The following is a 20,727-nucleotide window of genomic DNA, read 5'->3' as shown; positions in this document are numbered from 1 at the left end:
ATGTGGGATCATTGCGTTGACAAATATATTTTTCGGAACAAGATGTGCTGCATGAATGTTGACTCCTCTGCTGCGCCGTCGTTCGGCCTGCTGCTGCGCCAGGTGCGCGATGCGCTGATGCGCCAGCTCGACGCCGAGATGAAAGGCGAACTGCCCGATTTCGGCTTCAGCCACTACGTGGGCCTGAAGATCCTGGCGGTGCGTTCGCCGTGCACGGCCAACGAATTGGCGCTTGCACTGGACCAGACCCCGAGCGCCGTGACCCGCCTGCTCGACAAGCTCGAAGCGCTGGGCGCGGTGCGGCGCGAGCCGCATGCGCAGGACCGGCGCGCGTTGCAGATCGTCATGACCGACCAGGGCGTGGCGCTGTGGGAGCGACTGCGCTTGCGCGGCGAACGCGCCATCGAGCACGGCCTGCGCGACCTGTCCGCGCCCGAGCGCGAACTTCTTACCTCACTTCTTATCCGTGTCCGCGATGCACTCAACACATGAACGCTGCTAGTTCCCCGACCCCGATGCTGCGCCCGCGCCCGATGCGCCTGGCGCGGCCGCTCGTGATCACTGCCCTGACGCTGGCGTTGGCCGCCTGCGCCAGCAGCCGTGGCCTGGCCCCGCAAGGCGCCGTGCTGGACCCCGGCACGCTGCACGCCGAGCGCACCCTGGCGCAGCAAACCGCGCTGAGCCCGGCCGCGTGGCCGGCCAGCGACTGGTGGCGCGCGCTCGGCGATGCGCAGCTGGACGCGCTGATCGCCGAAGGCCTGCAGCACAGCCCCAGCCTCGCGGCGGCCGATGCGCGGTTGCGTCAGGCGCAGGCACGCACCGGCAGCGCGCAGGCCGATCGCGGCCCCAGCCTGTCGGTGTCCGGTGGCTACACCGGCGTGCAGTTACCCGAATCGCTGGTCGGCGAAGAATTCGGCGGCAGCTATGGCGGCAGCGCACAGGTGGTGCTGGACTTCCGTTATGGCGTGGATCTGTGGGGCGGCAAGCGCAGTGCCTGGGAAGCGGCAGTGGATCAGGCGCATGCGGCCGAAGTGGATGCGCAGGCCGCGCGCTTGAATCTGTCGGCGGCGATCGCCGAAGGCTACGCACAGCTCGCCTACGCGTGGAGCCTGCATGACGTGGCCAACGACGAATTGGGCCGCGCGCAGAAGACCCTGGAGCTGACCCGGCAACGCCGCAGCGCCGGCATCGACAGCGAATTGCAGGTGCGTCAGGCGCAGGCGCGCGTGCCGGCTGCGCAGCAGCAGGTGCAGGCCGCGCAGCAGCAGATCGACGAAGCCCGCACTGCGCTGGCCGCGTTGGTCGGGCAGGGCCCGGATCGCGGGCTGGACATCGCACGGCCTGCCATCGCCGCATCGATCGCCATGCAGCTGCCGAGCAACCTGCCTGCCGATCTGCTGGGCCGTCGCCCCGACGTGGTGGCGGCGCGTTGGCGCGTGGAGGCGGCCGACAAGGACATCGCGGTCGCCAAGACCCGTTTCTATCCCAGCCTCAACCTCACCGCGCTGGGCGGTGTGATCAACCCGGATGTCGGCAAGTTGCTGGAAAGCGGCTCGGTGCTCGGGTTGGTTGCGCCGGCGCTGAGTCTGCCGATCTTCGACGGCGGCAAGCTGCGCGCCAACCTGGCCGGCAGCGATGCGCAGTACGACCTGGCCGTGGCCGACTACAACCAGAAAGTGATTGCCGCGCTGCGCGAAGTGGCCGACCAGGTCACCGCGGTGCGCTCGCTGCAGCAACGCACGCAGGCACAGGACGAGGCCGTGCAGACCTTCACGGCTGCATTCGATCTGGCCCGGCAGCGCTACCGCGCCGGCATCGGCAGCTATCTGGAAGTGCTCAGCGTGCAGGAGCAATTGCTCCTCGCACGCCAGCGCATGGCCGGGCTGCAGTCGCAACAACTTCTGGCCTCGGTGAGGTTGCAGCGTGCGCTGGGCGGCGGATTCGCGCCGGAGCCCGCACGCGAATCCGCACACGCCGCGCCCACTTCCGCACAACCGAATTCCTGAGACAGCGACGATGAGCCAGACGACTGCAACTTCTTCCCAACCTGCGCCGGCCGCGCCCAGCAAGCGCCGTGCAGCGCTGCGCATCGTGGCCATTGTGGTGATCCTGGCGATCATCGGCCTGGTGGTGTGGTACTTCCTGGTCGGCCGCTGGCACGAAGACACCGACGACGCGTACGTGCAGGGCAATCAGGTGCAGATCACCCCGATGGTGGGCGGCACCGTGGTCAGCATCGGCGCCGAAGACGGCATGCGCGTGGAGCGCGGCCAGTTGCTGGTGCAGCTGGACCCGGCCGACACCGTGGTCGCCTTGCAGCAGGCCGAAGCCAACCTGGCCAAGACCGTGCGTCAGGTGCGCGGTCTGTACCGCAGCGTGGAAGGCGCGCAGGCCGAATTGTCGGCACGCGAAGTCACCCTGCGCAGCGCCCGCGCGGACTTTGCGCGACGCAAGAATCTGGCCGCCAGCGGTGCCATTTCCAACGAGGAACTGGCGCACGCCCGCGAAGAGCTCGCTGCCGCAGAAGCGGCCGTGAGCGGCTCGCGCGAGAGCTTCGCGCGTAACCGTGCGTTGGTGGACGACAGCGCGGTGGCCAATCAGCCGGACGTGCAGGCCGCTGCCGCACAGCTACGTCAGGCCTATCTGAATCATGCGCGCACCGGCGTGCTGGCGCCGGTGTCCGGGTATGTCGCACGGCGTTCGGCGCAGGTTGGCCAGCGCGTGCAGCCGGGCAGCGTGTTGATGGCGGTGGTGCCGCTGGAGCAGGTGTGGGTGGAAGCCAACTTCAAGGAAACCCAGCTCAAGCACATGCGCCTGGGCCAGGAAGTGGAACTGCATTCGGATCTGTACGGCGGCGGCGTGGATTACACCGGTCGCATCGAAAGCCTGGGCCTGGGCACCGGCAGCGCGTTCTCGCTGTTGCCGGCGCAAAACGCCAGCGGCAACTGGATCAAGATCGTGCAGCGGGTACCGGTACGCATTGCGGTGGATTCCAAGCAGCTGGCCAGCAATCCGCTGCGGATCGGGTTGTCGATGAAGGTCGAGGTCAATCTGCACGACCAGCAGGGCAGCGTGCTGCCGACCAAGTACGCCAATGGCGCGGTGTTTTCCACCGACGTATATGCGCAGCAGTTGCAGGCCGCCGACGCGGATATCCAACGCATCATCCAGGACAACCTGCCGTCGCAGGCTGCCAGCAAGGCGGGCTAAGCCACCATGTCTTCGCAAGCTCCCACCGCGCCGGGCGGCCCGGCGGCACCGGCGCCCGCTGCCGGCTTTCGCCCGGCCAGCGTGGCGTTGTGCACCGTGGGCCTGGCCATGGCCTCGTTCATGCAGGTGCTGGACACCACCATCGCCAACGTGTCGCTGCCCACCATCGCCGGCAATCTCGGCGCCAGTTCGCAGCAGGCCACCTGGGTCATCACCTCGTTCGCAGTCAGCACCGCGATTGCATTGCCGCTGACCGGCTGGCTGAGCCGCCGGTTTGGCGAAACCAAATTGTTCGTGTGGTCCACGCTGGCCTTCACCATTGCTTCGCTGCTGTGCGGCCTTGCACAGAGCATGGGCATGCTGGTGGTGGCGCGTGCGCTGCAGGGCTTCGTCGCCGGGCCGATGTATCCCATTACCCAGAGTCTGCTGGTGTCGATCTATCCCCGCGAAAAACGCGGGCAGGCGCTTGCGTTGCTGGCGATGATTACCGTGGTGGCGCCGATCGCCGGGCCGATTCTCGGCGGCTGGATCACCGACAACTACAGCTGGGAATGGATCTTTCTGATCAACGTGCCGCTGGGCATCATCGCCAGCAGTATCGTGGGCTCGCAACTGCGCAATCGCCCCGAGCAACTTGAAAAGCCGCGCATGGATTACATCGGCCTGATCCTGCTGGTGGTCGGCGTGGGCGCGCTGCAGCTGGTGCTGGACCTGGGCAATGACGAAGACTGGTTCTCCTCCGACAAGATCGTGGTGCTGGCCTGCGTCGCTGCTGTGGCGCTGGTGGTGTTCGTGATCTGGGAACTCACCGACAAGGACCCCATCGTCGATCTCAAGCTGTTCCGGCATCGCAACTTCCGCGCCGGTACCTTGGCAATGGTGGTGGCCTATGCGGCATTTTTCAGCGTCAGTCTGCTGATCCCGCAATGGCTGCAACGCGACATGGGTTACACCGCGATCTGGGCCGGCCTGGCCACCGCACCGATCGGTATCCTGCCGGTATTGATGACGCCGTTCGTGGGCAAGTATGCGCTGCGTTTCGACTTGCGCATGCTCGCCACCATCGCCTTCATCTTCATGTCGTTCACCAGTTTCTTTCGCTCCAACTTCAACCTGCAGGTGGACTTCAGCCATGTGGCCACCATCCAGCTGGTGATGGGCGTGGGCGTGGCGTTGTTCTTCATGCCGGTGCTGCAGATCCTGCTCTCGGATCTGGACGGGCGCGAGATCGCGGCAGGCTCGGGCCTGGCCACCTTCCTGCGTACGTTGGGCGGCAGCTTTGCCGCATCGTTGACCACCTATCTGTGGGCACGTCGCACCCAGGTGCACCACGCGCACATCACCGAACACATCTCGGTGTACACGCCGGGCATGCAGGAGCAGGTCACCGCGATGGGGCAGGGCGACCTGCAACGCGGCGCGGCATCGCTGAACAACATGATCAATCACCAGGCCTCGCAGATGGGCTTCAACGACATCTTCTACCTGCTCGGCTGGACCTTCCTGGCGATCATCTTCTTCCTGTGGCTGGCCAAGCCGCCGTTCGGTGCGGGCGCGGGCGGCGCAGCGGCGGCTGGCGGGCATTGAGCGCGGGTGACAAGGCGGCGTAGCTAAAGCTGCTAAGAAACGACTTCGCGCTGGTCTACTGCAGAGCGGATGATCTGCGACTTGGCTGCAGGGCCCTTGCCCGCTCACCATCGCGGGACACGCCGCAAGTACGTCCGTGTAGGCTCTTACGCGGCATCCATGCCGCGTAAGGTCCAGCGACGGTGAGCGGGCAAGGACCAGTCTAGATGGTCGGTGTGCGTAGTTGGTTTGCTTAGATCTTCTCAAAGCAACTGGCAAACCGTGTAGAGCGGTGAGGGCGCTGCGGCCTGGACCGATTCAGCGTCTGACTTGGGCTTCTGACTGTATCCAACAAGAGGCGGTTACAAAAACGATGCGCTCGCCACCAGCCGGACGATCGCTAGTGTTTGTCAGCCGCTCTAACAATCGCGCTGTGCCTGTCAGCACGCTCTAGACTGATGCTCTCCAAGTGGGAGCAGTTCAATGGCAGTGACGCCTTCAACGACCGGTTTACCGCGGTCCTTCCGCCTCATGGATGCGATGCAGCGCCAAGGCCGGCTTACGCTGAATCGAGAGGTCCAGCGTCATCGTGAGTTACCGCATGCAGCGCCGGCCATTGGGCGTCTACTGCAGGCTGTGCTCCTTCTGTCGCTATGGTTGCCGTTGATCGCCTTGGCCGATGACTTGAGCGACAAGCTGACGCAGCAGATGCAGCTCAATCGGCAGCGCTACGGCATCGTGGGGCAGGCTGTGTACGTTGCCCACAATGGCAGGCTGCTGTTTCGTGGCAGCGATGGCCAAGCCGATCTGGACAGCCGGCAGCCGGTGACGCCTGGGCAGATATTTCCTGCATTTTCGGTGAGCAAGCTGTTGGTGAGCACCTTGATCATGCAGTTGGTCGAGGCCAGGCAAATCGATCTGGACCGACCTGCCCGGGTCTACCTGCCAGATCTGCCGCAGCGCTGGCACAAGATCACCGTGCGTCAGCTGCTCAACCACACCTCCGGGTTGCCAGAATATTTCACCGAGGCGCAGATGAGCGGCGCGCCTGAGACAAACGCATCGTTTCCTGCCACTGCGCAGGCCGTCTTTGCTGTGCTTGGCAACCAACCACTGCTGTTTTCGCCGGGTAGCAGCACCCGCTACATCAACACCAACTATCTGGTGCTGTCGCAACTGCTCCACGCGCATTACCGCAAGCCGTATTCGCAGATCGTCTCCGAGCGGATCCTCGAGCCGTTGAAGCTGGCGCATACCTTTCTCGGGCGCTCCCGATTGCCGGTCGATGGTGTCGTCCGTGCCTACGTTGGCAAGGACGGAAAACTGCAGAAAGAGCCGGAGATCGCCTGGCCCGATTACGCCCTCGGGCATGCTGAGTTGTACGCCAGCATCGATGATCTGGCGACCTTCATCGAAGCGATGCGACATGGACAGTTAGTCGGCAAGCCAACACTGCAACAGCTTTGGCAACCGCAGCCGCTCCCCAACGGACAGCGTGGCTGGTTTGCCAGCGGCTGGGAGGTTGGCGCAAGTGGTGCCTATCGGTACGTCGGCCATGATGGCGGTGCGCGGGTAAGGGTGCGGCTGCTGTACGCTGACGCCCTGGATGGCGATAGTTACACCATCGTTTACCTGACCAATGGCAGCGCGCGCGGGGTGTGGTCCCGGGTGTTGGTCGACAGCATCATGGCCAGCATCGCGCCACAGACGTTTCCCGTCGAAGCCGTGTCGGAGAAGCTCATTGCCTTTGCGCTGCAGTCGCCTGCCGGTCACGACACGCAGCTGTTGGCCGATGTGCTGCGTGCCGACAGGAGCATCCCCCTCGATCAACTCGAGGCTGTGGTCAACACGACCGGCTACACCGTTCTGTCCAATCTCGGCGCCGATGCGGCGATTCGCGTGTTCGCACTCAATGTGCTGCTGTTTCCGGCGTCCAGCAATGCGCTGGACAGTCTTGCTGAGGCGTATGAGGCAAACGGGGATCTCACCCGTTCGAGCGCCATCCGGCAGCGCATCAAGAACATGTCCGCGCCCCCTGGGAAACAATGATCCGATTTGTGGGCGTGATAGCAGCTCGACTGCCCGGTTCGGCGGTTCGGCGGTGCGTCGCTGTTGTCGCATTCCTGCTTCGCTGCCGATCGGCACGCTCACCAATGTCGATAGGCTATTGTCCAAGACATCGCCCAAACGCAAAAAACCCCGCCGAAGCGAGGTTTTTTACGATCTACCGTGAGTCGTGGTGCCCAGGAGAGGACTCGAACCTCCACGAAGTTGCCCCCGCTAGCACCTGAAGCTAGTGCGTCTACCAATTCCGCCACCTGGGCGACTCAGGGGGCGAATTGTGCAAGCTGCGCGCGTGGCTGTCAACGCATCCGGCGCATTTTTTCATTGCGAGGTGCGCCGCTCGGCAAACGAACCAACCGGCGGTGGCGCACGCATGCATCGGTGCGTGCGCCCCGTGCGCTTACGGCAGCTGCGCGGCCTGCAACGTGACCTCCGCACTCTGCACCGGTTCGCTCGCCGAGCGCGCCAGTTGCACGCGATAGGTGCCGGCCGCAATCGTCCAGTGACGTGCCTTGGCATCGAAGTCGGCCAGCGTCTTGGGCTCGGCGACCACCTGCACGCTGCGCTTTTCGCCCGGCTTGAGCGTGAGCTTCTGCCAGCCGATCAGGCGCAGCGGGGTGGCATGGCCGTCGGGCAGGGTGACGTAGAGCTGCGGCACCGCGGCGCCTTCGCGCGGGCCGATGTTCTCCACTTCGAAGCTGGCGGTGAGCTGGCTGCCGTTGGCGTCCACACGCAGCCCGCCCATGCGGAACTGGGTGTACGACAGGCCGTGGCCGAACGGATAGCGCGGGGTCAGCTTGCGCGCGGCGAACCACTTGTAGCCGACGTTGGCGCCTTCGATGGCGTAATCGATGCTGTCTTCGCCCGGCTTGGCCGGCTTGAAGCCCAGGCCCGGAATCGAGGGGCGCGGCAGCTGCGATTCGTCCACCGGCCAGGTCACCGGCAGATGGCCGGAGGGATTGACCTTGCCGGTCAGCAGGTTGGCGATCGCCTCGCCGCCACCGATGCCCGGATACCACGCCTGCAACACCGCCGGCACGCGCTCGTCCCACGGCATGCGCACCGGCCCGTTGGTTTCCAGCACCACGGTGGTCTTGGGGTTGGCCTTGGCCACCGCTTCGATCAAGGCGTCCTGGTTGTCGGGCAAGCGCATGTCCGGCAGGTCCACCGATTCGGCGGCCCACTGGGTGGCGAACACGATCGCCACATCGGCAGCCTTGGCCGCGCGTGCGGCCGCATTGCGGTCCTTGCCGTCCACGTAATCGATCTGCACGTTCGGCAACGCGGCGCGCAGCGCCTGCAACGGCGAGGACGGGTGGATGATGACCGGGCCCGGCCAGGTGGTCGGGGTGAGTCCGGGCACTGCATTGCCGCCGTTGATGGTGTAGTCCACGCGCGAGGAACCGCCGCCGGACATCACGCCCTTGTCGGCATAGCCACCGATCACCGCGATGCGGCGCAGGTCCTTGGACAACGGCAAGGTGGCCTGCTCGTTACGCAGCAGCACGCTGCCTTCTTCGGCCACATGCTGCGCAGCCAAGAGACCGGCCTTGCCATCGATCGGCTGGCGCTGGGTCGGGTGATCGAAGGCGCCGTGCGCGAACAGGCTGCGCAACACGCGCTTGACCATGTCGTCGAAACGCGTGCGCGGCACCACGCCGGCCGACACCGCCATGCGCAACGGCGCATCGAAGAACACCGCCGCGTCGAACACTTCGCCAGCCGATTGTTGATCCAACCCGGCCAGCGCGGCCTTGGAGCCGCTATGCACGCCGCCCCAATCGGACATCACGTAACCGGGGTAGTTCCATTCCTGCTTGAGCACCTGGTTGAGCAGGTAATCGTGCTCGCAGCCGTAGATGCCGTTGATCTTGTTGTACGAACACATCACCGAGGCCGGGTCGCCGATCTTCAGCGCGATCCCGAAGGCCAGCAGGTCCGATTCGTGCATCGCCTGCTCGCCGATGTCGGCGCTATGGAAGTTGCGCCGCGTTTCCATGTCGTTGAGCGCGTAGTGCTTCATCGTCGACAGCACATGCTCGCTCTGCACGCCGCGGATCGACTCGCCGACCATGGTGCCGGCCAGCAGCGGGTCTTCGCCGGCATATTCGAAATTGCGGCCGTTACGCGGGTCGCGCTGCAGGTTGACGCTGCCGGCCAGCAGCACGTTGAAGCCCTGCTGCCAGGATTCGCGGCCCATGGTCTTGCCACCGGCGTACGCCAACTGCGGGTTCCAGCTCGATGCCGTGGACGGGCCCGATGGCATCGCGGTGGCGAAGTCGCCCTTGCGGATGCCGCCGGGATTGGTCACGCCCACGCCGGCATCGGCCAACTGCTGCGCGGGGATGCCCAGGCGCGGAACGCCGGGCACGTAACCGGCAGAACCCAGCGCGCCTTCCGGCTTGGGAATCTTGTCGGTACCCAGGCCGAAATAGCTGCGCAGCATCTGGAATTTTTCGTCGTCGGTCATTTGCGCCAGCAGGCGGTCGGCGCGCTGGTCCGCCGTCAATGCGGTGTCCATCCAGGGCTGCGAAGACGGCGCGCCTTGCGCGATTGCCAGTGGTGCGGCCAGGGCGATGCCCAGGCCCATGACGACCGCCAGCACCAGGGGGCGCGGGCGACTCTGACGGTGTGTAAACGTTTTCATATCGAGCTGTGGCACGGTGTGTCCTTGTAGTGCTGGGTCGTAACGAACTTGGGGGCACCGAAGTGCCCGAATCGGGTGGACGCGGCTATACCGCGCTGCCGCCTGCCGGAATCGGCGTGGCGGTTAGAAGCCGGTCTGCGCGGTGCGCAGGACCGGGTAGAGCTGGTAGCGCTCATCCCACGACGAATGACGCCTGGCGAAAAATTCCAGCCGTGCCTGCGGGTCCTTGGCAAAGTCCGGGTCGCTGGCGATGCGCTGTTCGAATTGCGCCTTCAATGTGGCATCGTTGGCGAGCATGTCGCGCGCCACCTCTTCGGCGACATAGGCTTCCATGTATTCCTTGCGCTCGAATGCGGTGTTGAAAAAGCCCCACTGCAGCAGCGAATCCGGCGCCTGCGGTTCCAGCATCGCCATCACCAGGCGCGCCTTGGGTTGGGCGATCGGCACGAACAGCGAGCCGGCCGGCACGGCGCGGGTTTCATCGCGCCACTGCCCACTGACCTGCAGGGTCTGATGGCCTTCGTTGGAACGCGCAGCAGCGCTGGCCTTGTCGGCGCGGAAGGTTTGCACCGGGCGCTCCGCCGCACTGCCGATGGTCTGGAAATCGATGCCGTGCAGGCGCAGTTTTTCGCCTACCAGAGCCGCTTGCGCGGCCGGCACCAGATAGCCGCCGCGCGGCGCATCCACCACCACATCGGGCGTGATCTGGTCGCGCAGCGGCACCTTCCAGACTTGCGGTGTGCGCTCGTCGTAGTGCGTCATCAACGCACCGGAAATCGGCGACGGCGTGCGTGTATAGGCATAGCCACGAAACGCGACCGTGCGCGCCTGCAGGCCGGCCGCAAAGCTCAACGGCTCGGATGTGCCAGCCAGCTGCGTGGCGCGTTGATCGGCAGCCAGTGCATCGGCGCGCCACTGCGCGCCATTGCGTGCGCTTTGCTGCAGCACCGACACGATGGCATTGCGGGTCACCCGCACGCGCGTGGGGTAGTCCTTCCACGAATGCGTTTCCACCAGCATGCCGAAGCGGTTGCGCAGCAGAAAATAGCCGTGCGAGAAGCGTGGCGGCGAGACATCGTCGGCAAAGCCGGAGGCAGGGTCGTCTTCGTGCACGAATGACGGGTAGTAGGGCAGCGGCAGCGAGCCCTGTTTTTTCAGATCCGCAAGCACCGCGTCGCGCCAGCGCGTGCCGTCGCGCTGCAAGGTCGCATCGCCGGCATGCACCGGCTCCACCTGCACCGACACATCGTGCTCGAACTTGGCGCCATCGGTGACGTGCAGGTCCACAACCATCAGCGGATCCCACTGCTGCACCAGGCGCAGCATCGCCTGCATCTCGGGCGCGTCGGCCTTGACGTAATCGCGGTTGAGGTTGAGGTTCTGCGCGGTGGTGCGCCAGCCCATCTGCTCGGGGCCGCGCTGGTTGGGGCGATTCCAGGCGCCGAAGCGCTCATGCCCGTCCACGTTGAACACCGGCACGAACACCCACACCAGCTTGTCGAGCACGCCTTTGCCGGCCTTGCCGTCCAGCAGCTCGCGCAATGCCAGGAAACCCGCGTCCTTGCCATCGATCTCGCCGGCGTGGATGCCGCCCTGGATCAACACCACCGGCAGCTTGCGCTGCGCAGCCGATGGCGCGTCGAGCGCGCCACTGGTGGAGGCGACCAAGGCCTTCATCGGCCGGCCTTCCGGCGTGGTGCCGAACTGGATGCAGCGCACCGCCTGCGGGTAGCGCTGCGCAAACGCATCGCATAGCGCAATGACTTCATCGTAGCGTCCGGTCTGCACGAAACCGCTGCGCTCCGCCTGGGTGGTGAGCGGGGTGGCAGCCAGGGCGGCAGGGGTGGAAGTCAGCAGCAACAGGCTCACGGCCAGGCGGGTGAAGCGGGGCATCCAGCAGTCCAGTGTTCCAGGAAACGTTTGCAATGTAGCCGAGCCAGCGCACAAGGCCAATCTGCACTGCGTCATGGTCTCACTGCGCTGCGTGCCGCACGCGAGGGTCAACTGGACGCGGCAGGATACCCATCGCCGCAATGAGCGGTAAGAAACGGGCGCAGGTCATGCGCGTTGCGCGCAAGCCTGGTGCTATCGACGTCCCAGGCAAGCGTATGGCATCGCCCACCGTGGGTGACGGCTGCCTGCCGCGTCCGCTCACCTTCACGCGCGGCGGCCCGGGCCGGCGATGGCGGCCAGCGGGTACACGCCGGTACGATAGGGCCTGTTTTCAGCACGCCCGGATTGCCTTTGACCACCTCCACCTTGCCGGGCGCTTCTGCCGGCGCGCGGCTGCCGCGCCAGATTCCTTTCATCATCGGCAACGAGGCCTGCGAGCGTTTCAGCTTCTACGGCATGCGCAACATCCTGGTGCAGTTCCTGATCACCTCGCTGTTGCTGCAGGAAATCAGCGGGCCGGGGCGCGAAGCCGAAGCCAAGCACATCCTGCACAGCTTCATGATCGGGGTGTATTTCTTCCCGCTGCTGGGCGGTTGGCTGGCGGACCGTTTTTTCGGCAAGTACAACACCATCCTGTGGTTCAGCCTGGTGTATTGCGCCGGGCACGCGTGTCTTGCGTTGTTTGAAGGCAGCCGCGACGGATTCTTCCTTGGTTTAGGCCTGATCGCGCTTGGCGCAGGCGGCATCAAGCCGCTGGTGGCCTCGTTCATGGGCGACCAGTTCGACCAGTCCAACAAGCACCTGGCCAAGGTGGTGTTCGACGCCTTCTACTGGATCATCAACTTCGGCTCGCTGTTCGCCTCGTTGCTGATTCCGCTGGCGCTGAAGAATCTGGGCCCGGCCTGGGCATTCGGTATTCCCGGCATCCTGATGTTCGTGGCCACGCTGGTGTTCTGGCTGGGGCGCAAGCGCTATGTGCTGGTGCCGCTGCCGCCGAAGGACCCGCATGGGTTCGGTGCGGTGGTGCGCACGGCCTTGCTGGCGCATGCGCCAGGGCAGGGCCGTCCCGGCTTGATGCTGGCGGTGGTCTCGGTGCTGCTGGCGCTGGCGGGTTTTGCGCTGGTCGAGCAACTGGGCATCGTCGTGTGCCTGTGCATTGCGCTGGTGCTGCTGCTGGCCGGTATCGGCGGCGGCACCTGGTGGCAGCTGGAGCGCGCGCGCGGCACGCATCCGGATGCGGCGGTGGAAGGCGTGCGTGCGTTGTTGCGGGTGCTGGTGATCTTCGCGCTGGTGACGCCGTTCTTCTCCTTGTTCGACCAGAAGGCCTCCACCTGGGTGCTGCAGGGGCGCGAGATGACCATGCCGGCCTGGTTCACCGCCTCGCAGATGCAGGCGCTCAATCCGCTGCTGGTGATGCTGCTGATTCCCTTCAACAACCTGGTGCTGTATCCGCTGCTACGCCGTGGCGGCTGGGAGCCCACACCCTTGCGCCGCATGACCAGCGGCATCGCCTTCAGCGGCGTGGCCTGGATTGCGGTGGGTGCGATCCAGATGGTCATGGACGGTGGCGAGCCGATGCACATCGCCTGGCAGATCCTGCCATATGCGCTGCTGACCTTCGGCGAGGTGCTGGTCTCGGCCACCGGCATCGAGTTCGCCTACAGCCAGGCGCCGCCGTCGATGAAGGGGGTGGTGATGAGTTTCTGGTACCTCACCACCACGGTCGGCAATCTATGGGTGCTGTTGTCGAACGTGGCGGTGCGCAACGCGACGGTGACCGCGCATATCGCCGATACTGGGCTCAGCGAAGCGGCATTCCTGATGTTTTTCTTCGCGGCGTTTGCATTCCTGGCGGCCCTGGCCTTCGGCCTGTACGCGCGCGGGTATCGCATGGTCGACAATTACCGTACTGCCTGAGGTCTGCATGATTACCCTGATCCTGATCGCCATCACCGGCATCGTCTCGTGGATGGCGTTCAACAACCGCAAGCTGGCCGACCGGCTGATCCTGTGGCCGCCGGCGCTGGACAAGAACCGGCAGTACGACCGGCTGGTGACCTACGGCTTCATCCATGCCGACCTGGGCCACCTGGTCTTCAACATGATCACGCTGTTCTTTTTCGGCCGGGTGATCGAGAGCGTGATGACACAGCTGACCGGCAGCGTGCTGACCTATCCGCTGTTCTATCTGGCCGCGTTGGTGGTGTCGATCCTGCCCAGCTACCTCAAGAACCAGCACAACCCCAACTATTTGAGCCTGGGTGCGTCCGGTGCGGTGTCTGCGGTGTTGTTCGCCTTCATCCTGCTGCAGCCATGGACGATCATCCTGGTGCTGTTCATTCCGGCACCGGCGATCATCTATGCGGTGTTCTATGTCGGCTACAGCCTGTGGATGGACCGCCGTGGCGGCGACCGCATCAACCACAGCGCGCATCTGGCCGGCGCCGCGTTCGGCGTGATGTTCATGCTGATCATGGAGCCGCGCGTGTGGCAGGTGTTTCTGGAGCAGCTGTCCAACCCGCGCTTCGGCTGAGCGCGGCGGGCATGCGAATGCGCTGGGAAGAGTGGCTCGCAAGGCTGTCAAGCGGCCAGGTGTCAATCGCAGGCTATGCCAGGCTCGGCAAGCGCATCGCAAACGTTCGGTTCCCGCGGTGCCGCCAGGACGCACCTGACGGCTGCTCGCTAACTGCCGGTCAACCGCTGCGCAGCCGATGAGATCTCTACCGCAGCAGTGCGGGCTCAGGCTGCGTTGCGTTTCTGGTCTGCGCCGGATGCGGCGCCATAGGCCTGCTGCAAGCGTTCGTACACCGTATCGTTGAGCTGCGCAAAGTCCGGGTTGTGGGTATCGCCCTTGAGGGCGAACTGGAACAAGCTCTCCAACAGCGAGCTATCGCTGTCTGCGCTGTGTCCTGCCGAATCGTTGTTCATGCGGTGGCTCCCTCGTAGGTAAGGCGAAGACGTCGCGGCTTCCGTAGACCGGTTGCATCGATTGCCTTCGGGTCAGCTATCGGCGTTGCCCGCAGGAACTTGAGTGCGCTTTCCACACGCTGCGCGGCCGATCACAGCCAGGATTCACTTTCACGCAGGCGCGGCATCGCGCTGGTCACACTCGTTCCACTTGCTGCCCGGCGCAGACCACGAGAGAGGCGGCCACAGTGCACGCAGAACACGATCCGGAGCACCAGCGTTTCAACATAGACACCGATGGACAACGCGCAGAGCTGGCCTACCGGGGCGAGGGTGAGATCATGACGATCACGCATACGCATACGCATACGCATACGCAGGTGCCGGACGCGATCGGCGGGCGCGGCGTCGCTGCAGCGCTGGTCGAGGCCGCTTTGGACTACGCACGGCGCAGCGGTCTGAAAGTCGTTCCGGCGTGCAGTTATGCCGATGCGTATATGCGGCGGCATCCGCAGTTTCAGGATTTGCTGGCCTGATCAGCAATCGTTTTTTCGTAACAGGGTATTTCTCAGGGGAGCGGGCGGTAATGGGGCGGTTGCTTGGAAGAAACGCAGTGCAGGGCTTGCTGATGTTGGCCGTGCTGGCAGGGTGTACGCAACGCGCACCGACAACCGCAGAGCCGAACGAGCCCGCAGCCGATGCAGCGGCCACGCCACCGGCTGCGGAGCCCGTCGTCGTGCAGAGCGGACCGCTGGAAGATGTGATCGAGCATGCGCCGGCCTATATGGTGGGCATCAGCTACCCGCGCGGGCTGGATGCATATCCGGAACTCACCGCACTGATTGGCGGCTATGCGCAGGACGCACGTGCCGAGCTGATGCAGGCGGTGTCGGGGCTGGGCAACGACAAGCCGGCCGCACCGTATGAGCTGTCGTTGGCATTCGAGACCGTGTTGCAGACTCCTGATCTGATCGTGATTTCCGCCGACGGCAGCCGTTACACCGGCGGCGCGCATGGCGAGCCCCTGGTGGCGCGATTCGTGTGGCTGGTCAAGGAACGCAAGCAATTGACCGCGCATGCGCTGATTCCGGACCCGGCCGCCTGGGAAAAGATCGGCCGCGAGGTTGCGGCGCAACTGCATGCGGCCGCGACCAAGCGCGTGGAAGCCGACCGTGTCCCGCTCGAGGATCAGGCCGAGCAGGTCGCATCTGCCGATCGCATGATTGCCGAAGGCACCGCGGCGCAGGTGGATAACTTTGCGCAGTTCGTGCCGGTGTTGAATGCGAGTGGGCAAATCATCGCGCTGCGCTTCGTCTTGCCGCCGTATCAGGTCGGCCCGTATTCGGATGGAACGCAAACGGCAGAGGTCACTACCGCCGCAGTATTGCCGTCGGTCGCGCCGGAATATGGACATCTCTTCGCTCGCTGAGATGTCGCACCGCACCTGGTGTGATTGAATGGCCTGGCCATTCAGTAATGTAATCCAACGGGTGATATGAGCAGTTTCGATCCAACCGCAAGTCGCGTGGACCACACCTGCGTGCGTTATCCGGCGTTCCCGCGGGAGCCGGCTGTCCTGGTGAGGCTGATCAAGCATCTCTACAAGCGACTGCATACGCAGGGCTGCGTGCGGCTCAAGCCTTATGGCATCAGCCCGCCGGAATACGAAATTCTGATGATGCTCTATGGCACGCCGGAGCAATCGATCACGCCCACCGAGGTCGCCGAAGCCGCTAGCGAAAAGCCGGCCAATATCACCCGGCTCACCGATCAGCTGTGCGCGAAGGGGCTGATCACGCGTGCCAGCAGCGCGGAAGACCGGCGCAAGATCGTGTTGACGCTGCTGCCTGCCGGGCTGGCCTTGGTCGAAAGCTTGCTGCCTGATGCATGCACGTTGTTGAATGCAGAGACCGCCAGCATGAGCGAGGCCGAGCAGGTGCGTCTGGAAAAACTGTTGAAGAAGCTGCTCGACGGTGTGGACGCAGTCGATTCCTGAGCGGTGCGCAGTGCGCGTGCGATAAATCGCGGTACTCGCCGCCCGTAAAAACGCCGCCGCCGGGATCGCTCCCGGCGGCGTTTTCATGTCAACGGTTTTCAGAGCAAGACGCGCGACGATTAGCGCGAGCCCAGGTCAGCTATCGGCTGTTGATCCGAATCGGCATCTACATGTGGTGCATGCCGATTCTGACTACCGGCCGCGCCCGCCTGGCGGTTGCGCAGTAGTCCTGTTTTTAGCGCCCTCGGCAGAGTTACGGCTTGGACTGCGGTGCTTCCGGGGTGGCGCCATCGCCGCCTTGCGCGCTCAGGCCGCGCTTTTCGAGCAGCGGCTCGATCTGCGGTGCATGGCCGGCAAAGTTCTGGAACAACTCCATTGCATCCACACTGCCGCCACGCGACAGCAGGGTCTGACGGAAGCGGTCGCCATTGGCGCGGCTCAGCCCGCCATGCTGCTTGAACCACTGCTGGGTGTTGGCGTCCAGCACTTCGGACCAGATGTAGGCGTAATAGCCTGCCGCGTAACCGCCCATGATGTGGCTGAAATACGGGGTCTTGTAGCGCGGCGGCACCGGTGCATAGGCAATGCCGTCCTGCTGCAGTGCCTTGGCCTCGAACGCCATTACGCCAGCGGCGTCCGGCACTTGGTTGGCGCTGATCTGGTGCCAGTTCTGGTCGAGCATGGCCGCACCCAGATACTCGGTGGTGGCAAAGCCCTGGTTGAACTTGGACGCGGCAATCACCTTGTCCAGCAGCGCCTGCGGCATCGGCGAGCCGTTCTGATAATGCTTGGCGTAGTTCTTCAGGATCGACGCCTCGTCGGCCCACATCTCGTTGACCTGCGAGGGAAACTCGACGAAGTCGCGCGGCACGCTGGTACCGGAGAAATACGGGTATTTGACGTCGGAGAACATGCCGTGCAGCGCATGCCCGAACTCATGGAACATGGTGGTCACTTCATCCCAGGTCAGCAGCGTCGGCTGGCCGGCCGGCGGCTTGGGGATGTTGAGGTGGTTGGCCACCACCGGCTTGAAACCGGTCAGGTCCGACTGCGACACATACGAGTTCATCCATGCGCCACCGCGCTTGGATTCGCGCGCGTACATGTCGGCGATGAAGATCGCCAGCTGCTTGCCGTCGGCGTCGAACACGTCGTAGACGGTGATGTCGTCGCGGTAGGTGGGCAGGTCGGTGCGCTGCTTGAAGGTCAGGCCATATTCCTGGTTGGCCGCATAGAACACGCCGTTTTCCAGCACGTTCTTCAACTCGAAGTAAGGCTTGAGCTGGGATTCGTCGAAGTTGTACTTGGCCTGGCGTACCTTCTCGCTGTAGTAGGCCCAATCCCAGGCTTCGAGCTTGAAGGTCGGCTTGCGCGCGGCTTTTTGTTCCTTATCGATCATCGCCTGCAGATCAGCGGCCTCGCGCTTGGCGTTGGCCACGGCAGCCGGCGCCAGCTTGCCCAGCATCGCGTTGACCGCTTCCGGCGTCTTGGCGGTCTGGTTCTCCAGTGAGTACGCGGCGTAGGTCGGGAAGCCGAGCAGCTTGGCCTTGTCCGCACGCAGCTTCATGATGCGCGCCACCAGCGCGGTGTTGTCGTACTGGCCGCCGTGGCTGCCGCGCGACACCGAGGCGTCGTAGATCTTCTTGCGCAGCTCGCGATTCTTCAGCTGGCTCAGCGGCGGTTGGCCGGTGGTGTTGAGCAGCGCAATCACGTACTTGCCGTCGAGCTTGCGCGCCTTGGCGGCTTCGGCGGCAGCGGCAATCTGCTCCTGCGACAAGCCATCCAGCTGCTTGACGTCATCCACAACGACAGCAGCGGCATTCACTTCGGCCAGCACGTTCTGGCTGAAGGTGGTGCCCAGGTTCGCCAGCTCGGCATTCATCGCCTTGAGCGTGGTCTTGTCGGCGTCAGACAGCTTGGCGCCGTCGCGCACGAAATCGCTGTAGTACTTCTCGACCAGGCGCACGCCTTGTGCGTCCAGGCCCAGCTTGGCGCGTTGGTCGTACAGGCTCTGGATGCGCGCGAACAGCTTGCCATTGAGCGAAATCGCATCACGGTGCGCGGCGAACTTGGCCGAATAATCGGCCTGCAGTTTCTTGCGTGCGTCGTTGGTGTCGGCACCGACCAGGTTGAAGAACACCGTGGTGGCGCGGTCGAGCGTGGCACCGCTCTTTTCCAGCGCAATGATGGTGTTGTCGAAGCTCGGCTTGGCTTTCTGGTTGGCGATCTTGTCCACTTCCTTCAGTTGCTCGGCCATGCCGGCATCGAAGGCGGGTGCGAAGTCGCTGTCTTTGATCTTGTCGAACTGCGGGTAATGCAGCGGCAGCGTGCTGTCGGCAAAGAACGGGTTGGCTTGGGTGGCGGCCTGCGTGGCGGCGGGGGCGGCGATGCTGTAGGACGGCATGGCAAGTCCCAGGGAAGCGGCCAGGGCAAAAGCGAGACGGGTGGTCAAGAGCGTTGCTCCAAAGTGCGAGCCGCCGAGGCTAACTCAGCCAGGCGGGACAGGCGTGTGACAAAAGGCATGGCTGCAGGGTGAAGGTGCAGTCAATCGGTGAACCTTGCCGATTGGCGGGGCGAGGAACAACTTTCTGCCGCTCCAAGCTCGACCAGAAGGCCAGCCGCAGTGCGTATGGCTGCCGAAGATACGATTGTAGTGCCGCACTGCCGAGGCGGCTGGGCTACGCTGCCGTTTCCCTGAGCATCCGAGTACGCCATGAGCGACATCTCCACGTTTGAATTCACCGACCTGGACGGTCGCACGCAGTCGATGCGCGACTATGCCGGCAAGGTGCTGCTGGTGGTCAATGTCGCCTCGAAATGCGGCTTTACCCCGCAATACGCAGGCCTGCAGGCGCTGTGGCAGCGCTATCGCGAACGTGGCTTGGTGGTGATCGGATTCCCGTGCGATCAGTTCGGCCATCAGGAGCCGGGCGATGCGGCGCAGATCCGCCAGTTCTGCTCGCTCGATTACGCAGTGGATTTTCCGCTGGCTGAGAAGATCGAGGTCAATGGCAGCGGCGCGCATCCGCTGTGGCAGTACCTCAAGCACGAACAGCGCGGCGTCCTGGGCTCGGAAGCGATCAAGTGGAACTTCACCAAGTTCCTGATCGGCCGCGATGGCCGCGTGTTGGAGCGTTATGCGCCGACCACCAAGCCGGAAGCGTTGGCTACAGATATCGAGCGCGCGCTGGGCGCGTGATCTTGCAGGGCGTGTTGCTCAACCCGTAGGAGCGCTCTTGGGCGCGATGAGGCGTTACCGGGAATGCTTCATCGCGCCCAGGGGCGCTCCTACGACGCACGTGCTGGCGATGCGGTCTACGTAAAACGCCGCACAATCGCTGGCGTTTCACGCGCGCCGCATCACTTCTCGACGAACGCGCGCTCGAACACGTAATGCCCCGGCGTACCGATGCGCGGCGAGGTCTGGAAACCGCGGGCGTCCAGCAGGGTGCGCAGGTCGGCCAGCATCTGCGGGCTGCCGCAGATCATGAAGCGGTCGTTGGCCGGATCCAGCGTCGGCAGGCCCAGCGTCTGCTGCATGCGGCCATCGGCCATCAGCTCGGTCAAACGGCCTTGATTGGCAAACGGTTCGCGCGTGACTGCCGGGTAATACAGCAGTTTGTCGCGCAGCAGATCGCCGAGGAACTCGTGCTGCGGCAGCTCGCGTTCGAAGTAGTCGCGGTAGGCCAGGTCCTGCACGAAGCGCACGCCCTGGGTCAGGATCACCTTGTCGAAGCGCTCGTAGGTTTCCGGGTCCTTGATGATCGACAGCCACGGCGCCAGGCCCGTGCCGGTGCCCAGCAGGTACAGGTTGCGGCCAGGATGCAGGTCGCTGATCAGCAGGGTGCCGGTGGGCTTTTTGCCGACCAGCACCTTGTCGCCCGGCTGGATGTGCTGCAAGCGCGAGGTCAGCGGGCCGTCCGGCACCTTGATGCTGAAGAACTCCAGATGTTCTTCCCAATTGGCGCTGGCAATCGAATACGCACGCAGCAGCGGGCGCGTCTCGGTTTCCAGCCCGATCATCACGAACTGCCCGTTCTCGAAACGAAAACCGGCATCGCGGGTGGTGGTGAAGCTGAAGTAGGCATCGGTCCAGTGACGGACCGCAAGCACCGTTTCGGCGCCGAAAGCGGAAGACATACCGGTGAGTGTCGTGGGAGGGGTACCCGGCAATTCTACCTCAAGCCGGCCAAATGAGAGGGGCTCTCATTTGGATGGCCGGGATTCGGGAGTTGGGATTAGGGATTCGCAATAGCAGATCCTTAGAACCTGTTCACGATCTTCGCAGATCAGTGCAGACTATGCGGATGCGCCAAAAGACCTATCCGAGTGACATGAGCCGGGAGCAGTTCGCACACGTGCTGCCGATCCTGGAACAAGCGCGCAAGCGCACCAAGCCACGCCGTGTGGATTTATATGAGGTGTGGTGCGCAGTGTTGTACGT

General features: G+C 64.2%; 16 protein-coding genes, 1 tRNA gene and 1 pseudogene. 12 read left to right on the top strand and 6 right to left on the bottom strand.

Annotation, left to right across the window (positions count from 1 at the left end; translation table 11 throughout):
• Positions 1-51 precede the first annotated feature (51 nt).
• From A7D16_RS08930 to A7D16_RS08910, 5 genes are all read left to right on the top strand, one after another.
• Positions 52-492: a MarR family winged helix-turn-helix transcriptional regulator gene (locus tag A7D16_RS08930; protein ID WP_064631812.1), complete on the top strand. Its 441-nt coding sequence runs from the start codon at positions 52-54 to the stop codon at positions 490-492.
• A gap of 23 nt (positions 493-515) precedes the next feature.
• Positions 516-2,006, top strand: a complete 1,491-nt coding sequence (locus A7D16_RS08925) for an AdeC/AdeK/OprM family multidrug efflux complex outer membrane factor (protein WP_064631810.1) — start codon at positions 516-518, stop codon at positions 2,004-2,006.
• Between the two features lie 10 nt (positions 2,007-2,016).
• On the top strand, positions 2,017-3,210 hold the full coding sequence (locus A7D16_RS08920; protein WP_064631808.1) for an HlyD family secretion protein: 1,194 nt from the start codon (positions 2,017-2,019) through the stop codon (positions 3,208-3,210).
• Positions 3,211-3,216: 6 nt separating this feature from the next.
• On the top strand, positions 3,217-4,797 hold the full coding sequence (locus A7D16_RS08915) for a DHA2 family efflux MFS transporter permease subunit (protein ID WP_064631806.1): 1,581 nt from the start codon (positions 3,217-3,219) through the stop codon (positions 4,795-4,797).
• 462 nt (positions 4,798-5,259) lie between these two features.
• The gene (locus A7D16_RS08910) at positions 5,260-6,825 is read left to right on the top strand and encodes a serine hydrolase domain-containing protein (protein ID WP_239686971.1); all 1,566 of its coding nucleotides are present in this window, start codon (positions 5,260-5,262) and stop codon (positions 6,823-6,825) included.
• Positions 6,826-7,013: 188 nt separating this feature from the next.
• On the opposite strand, the gene A7D16_RS08905 is transcribed toward A7D16_RS08910, so the two are convergent.
• The 3 genes from A7D16_RS08905 to A7D16_RS08895 all read right to left on the bottom strand — a co-directional run bounded on the left by A7D16_RS08905 (position 7,014) and on the right by A7D16_RS08895 (position 11,380).
• A tRNA-Leu gene (locus tag A7D16_RS08905) sits at positions 7,014-7,100 on the bottom strand.
• A gap of 140 nt (positions 7,101-7,240) precedes the next feature.
• Positions 7,241-9,430, bottom strand: coding sequence for a beta-glucosidase family protein (locus A7D16_RS08900; RefSeq protein ID WP_064631804.1), 2,190 nt, complete (start codon positions 9,428-9,430; stop codon positions 7,241-7,243).
• 180 nt (positions 9,431-9,610) lie between these two features.
• Entirely contained in the window at positions 9,611-11,380 is a 1,770-nt protein-coding gene (locus A7D16_RS08895; protein ID WP_064631803.1) for a M14 family metallopeptidase, read from the bottom strand.
• Between the two features lie 351 nt (positions 11,381-11,731).
• Between A7D16_RS08895 and A7D16_RS08890 the strand changes: the two genes are divergently transcribed.
• Both A7D16_RS08890 and A7D16_RS08885 read left to right on the top strand, forming a co-directional pair.
• Positions 11,732-13,297, top strand: coding sequence for a POT-type proton-dependent oligopeptide transporter (locus tag A7D16_RS08890; protein WP_064631802.1), 1,566 nt, complete (start codon positions 11,732-11,734; stop codon positions 13,295-13,297).
• A gap of 7 nt (positions 13,298-13,304) precedes the next feature.
• Positions 13,305-13,913 carry a rhomboid family intramembrane serine protease gene (locus tag A7D16_RS08885; RefSeq protein WP_064631801.1) on the top strand — a complete coding sequence of 203 codons (609 nt, stop codon included), beginning with the start codon at positions 13,305-13,307 and terminating at the stop codon, positions 13,911-13,913.
• 206 nt (positions 13,914-14,119) lie between these two features.
• On the opposite strand, the gene A7D16_RS08880 is transcribed toward A7D16_RS08885, so the two are convergent.
• Positions 14,120-14,308 (bottom strand): hypothetical protein, encoded by a 189-nt coding sequence (locus tag A7D16_RS08880; RefSeq protein WP_064631799.1) that lies wholly within the window; start codon positions 14,306-14,308, stop codon positions 14,120-14,122.
• A 227-nt stretch (positions 14,309-14,535) separates the two neighbouring features.
• Between A7D16_RS08880 and A7D16_RS08875 the strand changes: the two genes are divergently transcribed.
• The 3 genes from A7D16_RS08875 to A7D16_RS08865 all read left to right on the top strand — a co-directional run bounded on the left by A7D16_RS08875 (position 14,536) and on the right by A7D16_RS08865 (position 16,283).
• Complete coding sequence (locus A7D16_RS08875) at positions 14,536-14,823, top strand: GNAT family N-acetyltransferase (RefSeq protein ID WP_064631797.1); 288 nt, start codon at positions 14,536-14,538, stop codon at positions 14,821-14,823.
• Positions 14,824-14,873: 50 nt separating this feature from the next.
• Positions 14,874-15,716: a DUF3298 and DUF4163 domain-containing protein gene (locus A7D16_RS08870; protein ID WP_064631795.1), complete on the top strand. Its 843-nt coding sequence runs from the start codon at positions 14,874-14,876 to the stop codon at positions 15,714-15,716.
• A 66-nt stretch (positions 15,717-15,782) separates the two neighbouring features.
• Positions 15,783-16,283, top strand: a complete 501-nt coding sequence (locus A7D16_RS08865) for a MarR family winged helix-turn-helix transcriptional regulator (protein WP_064631793.1) — start codon at positions 15,783-15,785, stop codon at positions 16,281-16,283.
• Positions 16,284-16,536: 253 nt separating this feature from the next.
• Here the strand turns inward: A7D16_RS08865 and A7D16_RS08860 are convergent, their stop codons facing one another.
• Positions 16,537-18,735, bottom strand: coding sequence for a M3 family metallopeptidase (locus A7D16_RS08860; RefSeq protein WP_181920625.1), 2,199 nt, complete (start codon positions 18,733-18,735; stop codon positions 16,537-16,539).
• A gap of 261 nt (positions 18,736-18,996) precedes the next feature.
• Between A7D16_RS08860 and A7D16_RS08855 the strand changes: the two genes are divergently transcribed.
• Positions 18,997-19,482 (top strand): glutathione peroxidase, encoded by a 486-nt coding sequence (locus tag A7D16_RS08855; protein WP_064631789.1) that lies wholly within the window; start codon positions 18,997-18,999, stop codon positions 19,480-19,482.
• A gap of 161 nt (positions 19,483-19,643) precedes the next feature.
• Here the strand turns inward: A7D16_RS08855 and A7D16_RS08850 are convergent, their stop codons facing one another.
• Positions 19,644-20,423, bottom strand: coding sequence for a ferredoxin--NADP reductase (locus A7D16_RS08850; protein WP_064631787.1), 780 nt, complete (start codon positions 20,421-20,423; stop codon positions 19,644-19,646).
• 167 nt (positions 20,424-20,590) lie between these two features.
• Here A7D16_RS08850 and A7D16_RS22450 point away from each other — a divergent pair.
• Positions 20,591-20,727: pseudogene (locus A7D16_RS22450) on the top strand (IS5/IS1182 family transposase); the annotation flags it as partial.

This window comes from Xanthomonas nasturtii (genome assembly GCF_001660815.1).
GTDB classification, from domain to species: Bacteria; Pseudomonadota; Gammaproteobacteria; order Xanthomonadales; family Xanthomonadaceae; genus Xanthomonas; species Xanthomonas nasturtii.
Note: the sequence above shows the minus strand (reverse complement) of the source record. Positions and strands in the feature narration are given on the sequence as shown.

Bases quoted from the DNA above. Each gene is read 5' to 3' on its own strand.
- A7D16_RS08930 (WP_064631812.1), top strand. From the start codon at position 52: ATGAATGTTGACTCCTCTGCTGCGCCGTCGTTCGGCCTGCTGCTGCGC.
- A7D16_RS08925 (WP_064631810.1), top strand. From the start codon at position 516: ATGCTGCGCCCGCGCCCGATGCGCCTGGCGCGGCCGCTCGTGATCACT.
- A7D16_RS08920 (WP_064631808.1), top strand. From the start codon at position 2,017: ATGAGCCAGACGACTGCAACTTCTTCCCAACCTGCGCCGGCCGCGCCC.
- A7D16_RS08915 (WP_064631806.1), top strand. From the start codon at position 3,217: ATGTCTTCGCAAGCTCCCACCGCGCCGGGCGGCCCGGCGGCACCGGCG.
- A7D16_RS08910 (WP_239686971.1), top strand. From the start codon at position 5,260: ATGGCAGTGACGCCTTCAACGACCGGTTTACCGCGGTCCTTCCGCCTC.
- A7D16_RS08900 (WP_064631804.1), bottom strand. From the start codon at position 9,430: ATGGGCCTGGGCATCGCCCTGGCCGCACCACTGGCAATCGCGCAAGGC.
- A7D16_RS08895 (WP_064631803.1), bottom strand. From the start codon at position 11,380: ATGCCCCGCTTCACCCGCCTGGCCGTGAGCCTGTTGCTGCTGACTTCC.
- A7D16_RS08885 (WP_064631801.1), top strand. From the start codon at position 13,305: ATGATTACCCTGATCCTGATCGCCATCACCGGCATCGTCTCGTGGATG.
- A7D16_RS08880 (WP_064631799.1), bottom strand. From the start codon at position 14,308: ATGAACAACGATTCGGCAGGACACAGCGCAGACAGCGATAGCTCGCTG.
- A7D16_RS08870 (WP_064631795.1), top strand. From the start codon at position 14,874: ATGGGGCGGTTGCTTGGAAGAAACGCAGTGCAGGGCTTGCTGATGTTG.
- A7D16_RS08865 (WP_064631793.1), top strand. From the start codon at position 15,783: ATGAGCAGTTTCGATCCAACCGCAAGTCGCGTGGACCACACCTGCGTG.
- A7D16_RS08855 (WP_064631789.1), top strand. From the start codon at position 18,997: ATGAGCGACATCTCCACGTTTGAATTCACCGACCTGGACGGTCGCACG.
- A7D16_RS08850 (WP_064631787.1), bottom strand. From the start codon at position 20,423: ATGTCTTCCGCTTTCGGCGCCGAAACGGTGCTTGCGGTCCGTCACTGG.